Origin of the sequence: Pseudoalteromonas sp. SG43-7 (assembly GCF_014164295.1) — a bacterium.
In the GTDB taxonomy this organism is placed as follows: Bacteria; Pseudomonadota; Gammaproteobacteria; order Enterobacterales; family Alteromonadaceae; genus Pseudoalteromonas; species Pseudoalteromonas rhizosphaerae.
Genome location: NZ_JACJEY010000007.1, coordinates 135,874 through 147,358 on the forward strand (window position 1 = coordinate 135,874; position 11,485 = coordinate 147,358).

Consider the following 11,485-nt stretch of genomic DNA (forward strand, 5'->3'; position numbering starts at 1 on the left):
AAAGCGTATCAACACAAATTAATAAAGAGAATTCAAGTGATTATTCCAGCATTAGATATATTACAAAATCAAATTGTGCGCTTATATCAAGGTAAATACGATACCGCACAGTTTTACCCGTTTGAGCTTGGTGCGCGCTTACAAGAGTACGCACAAAGCGGCGCAGGTAAATTACACCTTGTTGATTTAGAAGGCGCACGCGATCCTAATAAAAAACAATGGCAACACATTCAAGCAGCCACCAAAGTACTTAACGTACCGTATCAAGTTGGTGGCGGTATTCGTACTGAACAAGACGTAAGCGACTGGCTTAAAGCCGGTGCTAACCAAGTAGTAATTGGCTCTATGGCGGTTGAAAAACGTGATGAAGTAAAAAGCTGGATTGAAAAATTCGGTGCCAAGCACTTTGTTATCGCCCTCGACGTTAATAAAACCGACAATGGCTGGGCACCTGCCACCCACGGTTGGTTAAGTGAATCAGAATTCGGCTTATTTGAATTAGTCGATTTTTATGTAGCACTGGGTGTAATTGATTTTCTATGCACGGACATCAGTAAAGACGGCACCATGACTGGTCCTTCATTTGCATTATATGAAGACTTAATAAAACACAACAGCAATATTAAAGTACAAGCCTCTGGGGGTGTAAGCTCGCTTGATGACATTAAAAAGCTCAAAGAGCTTGGCGTAGGCGGTGTTATATTAGGTAAGTCACTGCTTGATGGCGCATTTAATGTAGAGGAGGCGTTGGCATGTTATCAAAACGCATAATCCCGTGTTTAGACGTTAAAGACGGCCAAGTAGTCAAAGGCGTTAAATTTAAAGGCCACGAAGTGGTTGGCGACATATTAACAATGGCTAAAGCGTATAGCGAAGCTGGTGCTGACGAACTGGTATTTTATGAAATTAGCGCCAGTGTTGAAAAACGCCTTCTCGATGTAAACTGGGTAGAGAGCATAGCACGTCATATTGATATTCCATTTTGTGTTGCAGGTGGTATTAAATCAGTGGCTGATGCAGCACGCGTATTAGAACGCGGCGCTGATAAAATCAGTATAAACAGCCCTGCTATTGCCCGCCCTGAGCTTATCAAAGAACTACATGATGAGTTTGGTAAACAATGTGTCGTTGTCGGCATTGATAGCTTTTACGATGAAGTAACTGGCGAATATTTAGTGTATCAGCTTACTGGCGATCCTAATGCGTCAAGCCGCACCCGTTATAAAACGCAAGAATGGGTAAAACGCGTGCAAGACTTAGGCGCAGGCGAAATCGTACTCAACTGCATGAACCAAGATGGCGTACGCAATGGCTACGATAACCAGCAGCTGTCTAAAATACGTGCTTTGTGTGATATTCCACTTATCGCCTCAGGCGGTGCTGGCACCATGCAAGATTTTGTCGATGTATTTAAACAAAGCCACGTTGATGGCGCACTGGCAGCTAGCGTATTTCACAAAAATGTGATCAACATCGGCGAATTAAAACAATATTTAATAGATAACCAAGTGGCGGCGCGACTATGCAACTAACCAAACAAAACCTTACCCAAGTTGATTTTGCTAAAAGCGAATTGATCCCTGCCATCGTGCAAGATGCCCGTACTGGGGTTATTTTAATGCAAGGCTTTATGAATCAAGAATCGCTGCAAGTCACCTTTGAAAAGCAAAAAGTGACGTTTTACTCGCGTTCAAAAAACCGTTTATGGACCAAAGGCGAAACCTCTGAGAATTACTTAGAAGTAGTGTCTGTCCATACTGATTGCGACTATGACTCTATTTTAGTGCTGGCTAACCCACTTGGGCCAACGTGTCACTTAGGCACACAAAGTTGTTTTGGTGATGCTGCAAAACCAAGCCTAAGCTTCTTAGCGCAGCTTGAGCAAGTAATTGTATCGCGTAAAAACGACGACCCTGAAAAAAGCTACACCGCCTCTTTGTTTGCTAAAGATTTAAGCCGCAGTTGTCAAAAAGTGGGAGAAGAAGGCGTTGAGGTCGCTTTAGCTGCAATGAAACATGATAACGAAGAGCTAACCAATGAATCCGCTGATTTGATATATCACCTAATCGTGTTGCTACAGCGCCAAGGTCTAGAGCTACAAGACGTCGTTGCATGTTTGCAAGGAAGACATAAGTAAGTTTATCTGCTCTTGTTTATTAAGCGCTGAGTTTGGCTCAGCGCTTAATAAAATATTGGATTCTAATGAATAATTGATAATCGTTGTAGAAATGAATCTAGTGCTTCTTTTCGCATACCCGCAAGTTCAGTTTTAGCCATTTGCATTGCTCCAGTAAGGTTCCCAGTATACGCAGTATAAATAGACTTATATCTAATGTAAGACCTATATGTTTGTGAGTTTTTAGTCATTTTTTTATCTAATAACTCAATAGCAGATTTTAGCTTATCAATATTTTTAAACTGAATAGCTAAATCAGCCAGTGTTAAGATGGGATAAACAACATCAGGGAATAGTTCAATTGTTTCTTCCAAAAGACTGTAAGCTTCATTTATATTGTTATCAAAATTGGCTAAAATTTTAGCTCTTGCACTTCTCCACATTTCCTGAGAGCGCTCTGAAGGATCGGATTCTAATTTTCCCACTATTTCTTCTATTAAATCCCTATCCGAATTAGCTTTGTCTCTATGAAATATACATGACAAGTAGTTATTGGCATTTAAAGGGTTATTTGGTGTTCTATTATAAACCTCTTTTGCTAACTCATAGGCTAAGCTGTGTTCATCACTCTGCATATATAATAAAACGAGCTCACTTTTAGCCCTAATATCACTTGGTTTCCTTTCTAATACTCTTTTATAACTATAAATAGCTTTTTCTTGATTACCTGCGATCCGATAATAAAATCCATGAAGAAAAGATGACTCTGGCTCTTTTATTTTCTTAACAACTCCAAAAAAACTATGATCTTTAAGCCTAGCAAGAGCCTGACACTTAAGAAAGTAAACATGATCAACTATATTTAGATGAAGATAATTTTCGCTTAATAAAACACGGTCAGCTAAACGCAGCACTTCTTTATAATTACCACTCCCACCTTTCTCATAAAGGGATTTAATTGTTTTTAAGAAGTATGAGGGAATTAATAGTTGCTCTGGCACATCTTCACCCGTAGATAAAGCTTCTTGAATCGAAAATATATAATCCGAAATATCTCTATTAACATCTGTATAATTTTCAAAAAAATCTCTGACATGCATACGAAGTCGATCAGTAAACTCTATTGGCATACCAAATTGGCTACGAGCAACATAATCTCTTATAACTTCACTAACTCTAATATAATCACCATTAGTACCTAACCTTTCACATACTGAAGACAATAAATATTTACTCAGTATAGGAAAGTATTCATTTTCAGGTACAAGTTCAAATAATAACTCAAAGCTAATAAACTCAAAACGGGCCAAAAAATATAGAAAGTTAATTTCTTTTTCATTATTTTTTAAAGAATCAACTATCAGCTTTGCTTTATCTGTCGCATACTCTTGAATTAAATGAGAGTTTTTTTTTGCTTCAAATATACTGGTGTCATGGATCATGTCTACAGCATAAATTACTTGCTCTGGGTAACCAGTTAATAAATCTGAGAAAAACCCAAGATTTTCTTTACTTATGTCTAATTCTTTAAACTTGGCATATCTTGATAATAACCCATTTCTTTCTACCCTATCTAGTTCAGGGATTTCAACCATATAAAACTCAGGATCACTAAATGCTATGCGACGATTAGCCCTAAATTTACTTGAAATACAAAAAGTCAAGTGCTCCTCTTCAGAGATGTAATTTACAATAGTCTTAAACCAATCAACAACTTCACCATCAAATTGAATGATAGAGCCTTTATCTTCTATGATAAGACGCTCATTCTCAAGAACCATAGCCTTTACAAGAGACGAAGCTATAGATATTTTATCTTCAACACTTGTTGTTAATAAATCTGTTAATTGTACCTCATCAGTAAAACCCAAATCATTTATTTTTAAAATGAAATCTTCTATGCTGTCATTTAGATCCAAAGATATATGCTGAAACTCATAAGAATCCTTAATAATGTTTGCTTTTTTTAATGATTTTTTTATAAATGATTTTCTGCCTATAGAATTTAAACCTGAAGCAATGAATACTATAGGGGAAGTATTACTAAAATCATCAAACCTGGCTTCAACAGCGCTTATTTGGTCATTGCGCCCTACAAAAATATTTTCTCTCTCTTTTAAAGTAGGATGGTTTTGCCAAGCCAACTCTCTCAAACGAGCATTAATTTTACGTACAGCAACCTTTGGTTGTTTGATGTTTTGTATATTCAAAGAATTTTTCATCCACTGAGGAATTCTTGAATCAGTGTAAGTAATACTGTCGTCAATAATGATCGGAAAAATTCTATCTATTTTCCCTATGTCTACTTTCTCTTTAGCTAAACTTAATTCATCTTTTACCCACTGGGAATTTAATGAACTATTCGAAAGAAAAATAACGAACAATGATGTTTCATCCAAATTATTAATTATTTCTTCAGCTGGAGACATGCCTGCTTCAAACGTTTCTTCATCAATAATTCTAACTTCTTTTCTCAAGAATTTTGAGACTTTTCGTACGTAACTATCTTTATCGTCTGAGCTATGTGAAAGAAAACATTTGATCATATTCTATCCTTAATTACAGAGTCCTTTTTAACTATAAATTTCACATTATTAAAAGCGATTAAAAACTGCCTCGGGACACTATATTGATATATTTATTGTTAGCAATTAACATATCAGTGTGTTTATTTTAAAGCAATTTAAAATTTCGATTAAAATTCTCATATGTTTGTCAATGATAAGTACTAAAATAATTAAAATCCCCTTTAAACCTTTCAATCACTGTGTGCGACTAAACTTAAAACAGCAAAGAAATGAAAGGGAATAATAATGATTAACGCATTCACACGATTGACTCTGATTGGCACTGTACTGCTATCTGCTCAAGCTTTGGCTTGGAATAACGAGATGACACTACAAGACACAAAAAAGCTTACCCTTGATGCTCAATCACTATCAGCATTAAACGTTGAAGCCGGTTCGGGCTTTTTACATATCGTAGGCAGTAATACCGACACTGTGACGGTAAAGGCTGAAATTTATCAATATGAAGCGCATGACAACTACTGCCTTACTTTAGATAAAAGTGGCAACTCAGCAAAATTAACTGCGAATAATTGTGATAACCACAGTGAAGATCATACGCGCATAGATCTAACGGTGTCGCTACCAGCAACATTCTTGCTTGATATTACCGATGGATCAGGCGAGATCTCGATTGAAAATGCAGCTGAAACTAGCATTCATGATGGTTCTGGCGCAATTATAATCAATAATATTTCGGGTCAATTAACCATTGAAGATGGCTCCGGTGCAATCACTGCGAGCAATATTACTGACAGTGTAAACATCCATGACGGCTCAGGCAGTATTGAACTGGCAAACACTCAAGGTGATGTAATTATTCATGATGGGTCGGGTAATATCGATGTGCAAAACATTGTCGGTAAAGTCACAGTAACCGATGGCTCTGGTGGCATTTATGTTAACAAAGCAGGCAGTTTTACTTTACTTGCTGATGGTTCAGGTAGCGTAACAATAAAAAATGTACCTGTTCAAAATCTATAAGTGGCCGCGTTTGCTTAAAGTAATACTTAGTTTTGATGCAAATAATTTTGAAATATTACGCTAAAAACGTTTGATATAAGTCATGCAATGATTTTATTTTCACGTCTTTAATGGCATTTTTTCAAGCCCTTAGGTATCCTTTAAGCAACTTCGAAGGATTAGCTATCACAAAAGGATAGTCCACTATGAAAAAGTATTTATCGGTATTATTAACAGGCCTTATTTTATCGGGTTGTAGCAGCTTAACAACAGAGCAAAAAGCAAGTATTGATAACCTCACGCCTTGTGAAAAAATCAATGGTTTATTAGCAGCCTACGACTCACGTTTTGAGGTGTTAAAGCGTACCCGCGTGAATACAAAGTACGCAGAAACCTGGACAGCTAAATACAATCTAGTTGGTGAAGCATGCCAAATCAGTGCTTTGGATGCCGATACAGTGACTTATCGTTGCCAAGATAATTACCAAGAACAAACGCAAGCGGTGGCCATTCATCAAAAGGCTGTTGATTTCACCCGAGCTTGTTTAGCGCAAAATAACTGGCACGAACAACAAAAAGAATCTGCTGATTCATTACGCACTACCTTTGTACTTGATGAAAAAAACCCAGCTATTTCAATTCATACCGGAAAAACTTTATCTCGCTCAACGCCTTGGTCTACCTCATTTGAAGTAGGTAAATCGGTAGCAAATAAATAGCATTAAAACCATAAAACAGGTCAGCAAATGTTGACCTACTTGCTAAGGATTTATGAATTCAACACCCCAAAAAAGTTCATCGCTATTAAAAACCGACTGCATTGGGAAATGCCACCGCCTCAAAGGCTATTGCAGCGGCTGCGGCCGAACTAGCGACGAAATATTTGACTGGATCATTTTATCAGACCAAGAGAAACAAGCTATTTTAGATACTCCTAGAGAGGATGCTAATACCCCATAGCTTATTAAGGTGCATTGCGTTGCGACGGGTCGCGTTTAAAGTCTTTAATTAATTGCTTAGGGTCAACCTGCTCGCGTTGCTTACTTGCTGCCTCAGCCCACCACAGTAACTGATTAAACGACCGCGAAAAATATTCGCGCCATGATGCTTGCTCTGCCTCATTGTTTGTTTCACCACTTTCAATAAATACATCCTGTGCTTTTGGCACATGGATCATAGCCGACACCGGCAAACACCCAAGTTCACTTAAAAAACTGCGCATCCCAACAGCGGCACGAACGCCACCCCACTGCCCCGCAGAATACGTAACAATAACGCTGGGTTTGTAAGCAAATAAAGAGCTACCAAAATGGTTTAATAGATTAGCCAATGCTGGACTCATTGAATGATTGTACTCAGGGCTGACCATAATAAAACCATCACTGGCTTTAATTTTTTCCGCTAGGTCATCGAGTTTTTTAGGCACCTCGGCTTGTGAATAAGCAAAGTGCGGTTTGAATATAGGGTCCAGCTCGTAGTCTAGCGGATCTATCAGTTCAATATCGTGATCACTGTATTGCTCAAGCAAACAGCGTTGGCATGCCTTGGCAACTCTTTCACCGAGACGTGCCGGCTTAGGTGGCGAGCTTTTTCGAACTGAACCTAAAAAAATTAATAGTTTCATGTACTGGCACTCCATTTTATTTAAATCATTATACGAATATAAACGTAAATTTGTGCGGTAGGTCATAAATAAAACCTACCTTACAAGCAAAACATAAAATGCATGTTTAAACATTAATGTGGATCACGCTTTACCCCTGTAGCTAACATTACTAAGCTTTATCGAGCGCTTGGCTTACATCAGCAATGATATCGTCGATGTTTTCAATACCCACTGATAAACGAATTAAATCGCGGCTAACCCCTGCGTTCGCCAATTCTTCATCATTTAATTGTCGATGCGTGGTTGATGCTGGGTGGCAAGCCAGTGACTTTGCATCACCGATATTTACCAAACGTAAAATCATATTCAGTGCATCAATAAAGCGAGTGCCAGCTTCAAGGCCACCCGCTATCCCAAAGCTTAAAATACCAGACGCTTTGCCACTAGTGGTTGTTTTACTCATTGCGTTATAGGGACTTGACGCTAACCCCGCGTAATTAACCCAAAGCACCTTAGGGTGATTCTCTAGGTATTCAGCAAGCTGTTGCGCGTTTTCACAGTGGCGCTGCATTCTTAGCCCTAAAGTTTCAAGACCAATTAAAATGTCAGAGGCGTTTTTAGGCGCAAGTGCCGCACCGGTATTTCTAAGTGGAACAACCCGGCAGCGACCAATAAACGCCGCTTCAGCAAAAGCATCGGTATAAACCACATTATGATACGACGGATCAGGCTCATTCATCATCGCAAAACGAGTGGCATTGGCTTTCCAGTCAAACTTACCCGAATCAACAATTATGCCGCCAATCGCCGTACCATGGCCGTTAATATATTTAGTAAGCGAATGCACCACAATATCGGCACCCAACTCAAATGGCCGGCATAAATACGGCGTTGCCACCGTGTTATCAACAATCAGCGGCACGCCTTTGCTATGGGCTATTTTAGCTAATCGAGCGATATCAACAATATTCCCTGCAGGGTTACCAATCGACTCACAAAAAACCGCACGGGTATTCTCATCAATCGCGTTTTCAAAACCGGCAAAGTCATCCGCTTTAATCATCCGCGCTTCAATACCTTGGCGCGGTAGACTATGGGCAAATAAGTTATAAGTACCACCATACACTTGGCTGGTACTGACAATATTAGTGCCCACTTCACATAAACATTGAATTGCGTAAGTGATGGCCGCCATACCAGAGGCCACAGCAAGCGCACCAATGCCCCCTTCCATGGCCGCAATACGCTGTTCAAGCACCGCATTAGTCGGGTTCATAATACGGGTATAAATATTCCCGGGTACTTTTAAATCAAATAAATCAGCACCATGCTGAGTATTATCAAACGTATACGATGAGGTATTATAAATCGGCACCGCCGCCGATTTAGTTGTAGGTTCAGATTCATAACCGTGATGCAGCGCTAAAGACTCAAGTTTCATAATTATTTCCTTCAATTAATTTGCCACTAAGCTAGCATTTATTGGTTATAAAGTGCACATGAAATATATTAAAGGATGTTGAAGTAATTAGATTTAAGTTAAATTCTGCTAAGAGAGAATTATGTTAGTTTGTTCCACCTTAAACGAACACCTGCTGTTCTTAAGAAAGTGGACATAGCTGTTTATTATGGTTTAGGCTGTGAAGCGTGCATTGACTGATTGAACGTATCTTAACTCCAGATCGTCCTCTGGACTCATTAACTATAAAAAATAAAAAGAACAATAATCTGTTGTATTTTTCACTTATCATTACAGCCAACTATAATTATCTTCTCGTAGTTTGTAGCTATTTGAAAAAATATTGATTCTCGTCAAACGGTACTATAAGGAAATAGCCACTCAATACTCTCTATTTAAAACTTCTGTTTTTACAAAAAATGGACTATAGCTATTGTTATATATAGGAAAAGAAAAAACACAATTAACAGTGAGTTCTTATGAGTAATCCCACAAACGATCTCGAAGCGGAGATTGACCAGCTTAAAGTTCAGCTTGCAAACGCTAGAGCTGAAAATATAAAGTATAAGAAGTTGTTTGAAGTATCTGGGGACGCACTATCAATAATCGATCTGAAATCTGGTAAATTCACAGAATGTAACCAAGCTGCAATCAATATGCACGGCGTGGAAAGTAAAGACAACTTTATTAATTTAAAGCCTTCTGATATCTCACCTGAGTATCAACCATGTGGCAGACGTTCAGAGGAAATAGCCGCAGAACACATTGAAAATACTCTGACTAAAGGGCCACAGCTGTTTCAGTGGGTTCACTCTCGATTAGACGGCTCATCTTTTCCATGCCTTGTATCTCTGACTGTATTAAATGTGGATGGTGATGCTTTTATTTTAGCCATAGGTAGAGATATTAGTGAATTAGTTGAGACGCAAAACAAATTGCATAGTGCTTCAACAGACATAGAACGAATTAGCTACGCTTTCAATGAGGAAAAAGAAAAATTTGAACAGTTTTTTAGCTTAGCGCCGGTAGGCATTGCAATTAATAGGTTAGATAATGGTTTATTTGAGTATGTTAACAAGGAACTGAGTCGTTTTAGTGGTTATGACAAAGACGAACTAAATCAAATGGACTATTGGAAGTTGACACCAAAAAAGTACGAAGAACAAGAAAAAGAACAACTAAAATCCCTCTCAGAAACAGGCCGTTACGGACCTTACTATAAAGAATATATTCATAAAAAGGGTTATGAATACCCCGTACAATTGTCGGGCGTTATAATTAAGAGTGCAAATGGCGATGAGCTGATTTGCTCTGTCATCCAAGATACTTCCCATCAGAAACAGATAGAAACCGAATTACAAATAGCAAAAAACCAAGCTGAAACCAGTTCTCTGAGAATGAAATTGGCAAATGAATCAGCTCAAATTGGTGTGTGGGAGTGGGATGTCATTTCGGGAGAATTAATCTGGGATGAATGGATGTACAAGCTGTATGGCATTACAGAGAATTGTTTTTCTGGTGCTTATGAAGCTTGGACTCATAGTCTTCACCCTGATGATATGGAAGAGTCTAACAAACAATTAGAGGATGCCGTATCAGGTTTAGGTGCTTTTAATCCAGAGTTTAGAGTAGTACATCCAAACGGGCAGGTAAGAACAATCAAAGCTAGCGCAGAAGTTATTAGAGATAATGATGGCAACGCTCTAAAAGTCATCGGTGTAAATTACGACATTACAGATAAAATAAATGCGATAAATGAGCTAGAAGTAGCTAAGCAAAAAGCTGAGCAGGCAACCCAAACGAAAAGTGAATTTTTGTCAAATATGAGCCATGAGATACGTACGCCCATGAATGCAATTTTAGGCGGACTGCAGATGGTCAATACTGAGTATCTCGATGCCAAGTCCAAAGTAATGCTTAAAAATGCAGTATCGTCTTCTAAATCGCTGTTAACCATTATCAACGATATTTTGGATTACTCAAAGATAGAGAGCAATAAACTAAGCCTAGAGCAAGAGCCTTTCTCGATTAGCGATATAATTAAATCTGTGAAATTTGAAGTGGACAGCATAGTCAGTAATAAGGGTATTAAACTTGTCAGTAATATTGATGAAAATTTTAATGATCACTGGTTAGGAGACATTGTCCGTGTTAAGCAAATATTACTCAATCTTGTGTCGAATGCTGTTAAGTTTACTGAAAAGGGTAGCGTAAACATTCACTTGAGCGAAACTCTTTACCAAGAAAAGCAGGCTATTAGTCTTGAAGTGGCTGATACAGGAGTTGGAATGAGTGAGGAAGCTCAAGCTCGTATATTTGATCGTTTTTCACAGGCAGACAACTCAACAACACGTAAATTTGGTGGAACTGGGCTGGGTATGTCGATTACCCTCAGTCTTATTCTTATGATGAGAGGCACTATCGATGTAAAAAGCAATGTGGGTAGAGGCACCACTATAAGAGTCATATTACCATTAACTATAACCAATAAGAGTGTCAGCTCTTTCGTACAAAAATCTATGACTCCGCCGCCGTTGAGGGGAAAGAAAATACTGATTGCTGAGGATAACGAAATCAATCAAATTGTCATTCAGTCAATGCTCGAAGGCACTAATGCATCATTAACTATTGTAGATAACGGTAAACAGGGTAAGCGTCTAGCAAAATGCACCTGCCAGTAACTCGTCAAACCGATTAAACTATTTCTTAATTTCAATTAGGAGATAGCCATGAGAAAAATGCGTAGCCTTGAGCAGTGGCGCAACATTATCGAA

At 38.4% G+C, this 11,485-nt stretch carries 10 protein-coding genes; 7 read left to right on the forward strand and 3 right to left on the reverse strand.

The features are described from left to right. Nucleotides 1–36: 36 nt before the first annotated feature. From H5200_RS04925 to hisIE, 3 genes are read left to right on the forward strand one after another with little or no spacing between them, the layout of a single operon-like run. The gene (locus H5200_RS04925; RefSeq protein ID WP_182761066.1) at nt 37–771 is read left to right on the forward strand and encodes a 1-(5-phosphoribosyl)-5-[(5-phosphoribosylamino)methylideneamino] imidazole-4-carboxamide isomerase; all 735 of its coding nucleotides are present in this window, start codon (nt 37–39) and stop codon (nt 769–771) included. Then, nucleotides 753–1,532, forward strand: coding sequence for an imidazole glycerol phosphate synthase subunit HisF (hisF, locus tag H5200_RS04930; RefSeq protein WP_149980201.1), 780 nt, complete (start codon nt 753–755; stop codon nt 1,530–1,532). Before H5200_RS04925 ends, hisF begins: the two co-directional genes overlap by 19 nt. Continuing rightward, a complete protein-coding gene (gene hisIE, locus H5200_RS04935; RefSeq protein WP_182761067.1) occupies nt 1,523–2,137 on the forward strand; it encodes a bifunctional phosphoribosyl-AMP cyclohydrolase/phosphoribosyl-ATP diphosphatase HisIE in 615 nt (204 codons plus the stop codon). The genes hisF and hisIE overlap by 10 nt, the downstream gene beginning before the upstream one ends. Before the next feature lie 62 nt (nt 2,138–2,199). On the opposite strand, the gene H5200_RS04940 is transcribed toward hisIE, so the two are convergent. After that, the gene (locus H5200_RS04940; protein WP_182761068.1) at nt 2,200–4,662 is read right to left on the reverse strand and encodes a toll/interleukin-1 receptor domain-containing protein; all 2,463 of its coding nucleotides are present in this window, start codon (nt 4,660–4,662) and stop codon (nt 2,200–2,202) included. A gap of 267 nt (nt 4,663–4,929) precedes the next feature. Between H5200_RS04940 and H5200_RS04945 the strand changes: the two genes are divergently transcribed. The 3 genes from H5200_RS04945 to H5200_RS04955 all read left to right on the forward strand — a co-directional run bounded on the left by H5200_RS04945 (nt 4,930) and on the right by H5200_RS04955 (nt 6,606). Continuing rightward, entirely contained in the window at nt 4,930–5,667 is a 738-nt protein-coding gene (locus tag H5200_RS04945; protein ID WP_182761069.1) for a hypothetical protein, read from the forward strand. A 185-nt stretch (nt 5,668–5,852) separates the two neighbouring features. Further along, complete coding sequence (locus tag H5200_RS04950) at nt 5,853–6,365, forward strand: hypothetical protein (protein ID WP_145235753.1); 513 nt, start codon at nt 5,853–5,855, stop codon at nt 6,363–6,365. Nucleotides 6,366–6,417: 52 nt separating this feature from the next. Continuing rightward, complete coding sequence (locus H5200_RS04955; RefSeq protein ID WP_149980198.1) at nt 6,418–6,606, forward strand: DUF1289 domain-containing protein; 189 nt, start codon at nt 6,418–6,420, stop codon at nt 6,604–6,606. 4 nt (nt 6,607–6,610) lie between these two features. Here the strand turns inward: H5200_RS04955 and H5200_RS04960 are convergent, their stop codons facing one another. Together H5200_RS04960 and H5200_RS04965 are read right to left on the reverse strand one after the other, a co-directional pair. Next, nucleotides 6,611–7,270, reverse strand: coding sequence for an NADPH-dependent FMN reductase (locus H5200_RS04960; RefSeq protein ID WP_182718770.1), 660 nt, complete (start codon nt 7,268–7,270; stop codon nt 6,611–6,613). A 151-nt stretch (nt 7,271–7,421) separates the two neighbouring features. Next, entirely contained in the window at nt 7,422–8,693 is a 1,272-nt protein-coding gene (locus H5200_RS04965; RefSeq protein ID WP_182761070.1) for an O-acetylhomoserine aminocarboxypropyltransferase/cysteine synthase family protein, read from the reverse strand. Between the two features lie 497 nt (nt 8,694–9,190). On the opposite strand from H5200_RS04965, the gene H5200_RS04970 reads away from it, so the two are divergent. Then, entirely contained in the window at nt 9,191–11,392 is a 2,202-nt protein-coding gene (locus tag H5200_RS04970) for a PAS domain S-box protein (RefSeq protein WP_182761071.1), read from the forward strand. Nucleotides 11,393–11,485 lie beyond the last annotated feature (93 nt).

Bases quoted from the DNA above. Each gene is read 5' to 3' on its own strand.
- hisF (WP_149980201.1), top strand. From the start codon at position 753: ATGTTATCAAAACGCATAATCCCGTGTTTAGACGTTAAAGACGGCCAA.
- hisIE (WP_182761067.1), top strand. From the start codon at position 1,523: ATGCAACTAACCAAACAAAACCTTACCCAAGTTGATTTTGCTAAAAGC.
- H5200_RS04940 (WP_182761068.1), bottom strand. From the start codon at position 4,662: ATGATCAAATGTTTTCTTTCACATAGCTCAGACGATAAAGATAGTTAC.
- H5200_RS04945 (WP_182761069.1), top strand. From the start codon at position 4,930: ATGATTAACGCATTCACACGATTGACTCTGATTGGCACTGTACTGCTA.
- H5200_RS04950 (WP_145235753.1), top strand. From the start codon at position 5,853: ATGAAAAAGTATTTATCGGTATTATTAACAGGCCTTATTTTATCGGGT.
- H5200_RS04955 (WP_149980198.1), top strand. From the start codon at position 6,418: ATGAATTCAACACCCCAAAAAAGTTCATCGCTATTAAAAACCGACTGC.
- H5200_RS04960 (WP_182718770.1), bottom strand. From the start codon at position 7,270: ATGAAACTATTAATTTTTTTAGGTTCAGTTCGAAAAAGCTCGCCACCT.
- H5200_RS04965 (WP_182761070.1), bottom strand. From the start codon at position 8,693: ATGAAACTTGAGTCTTTAGCGCTGCATCACGGTTATGAATCTGAACCT.
- H5200_RS04970 (WP_182761071.1), top strand. From the start codon at position 9,191: ATGAGTAATCCCACAAACGATCTCGAAGCGGAGATTGACCAGCTTAAA.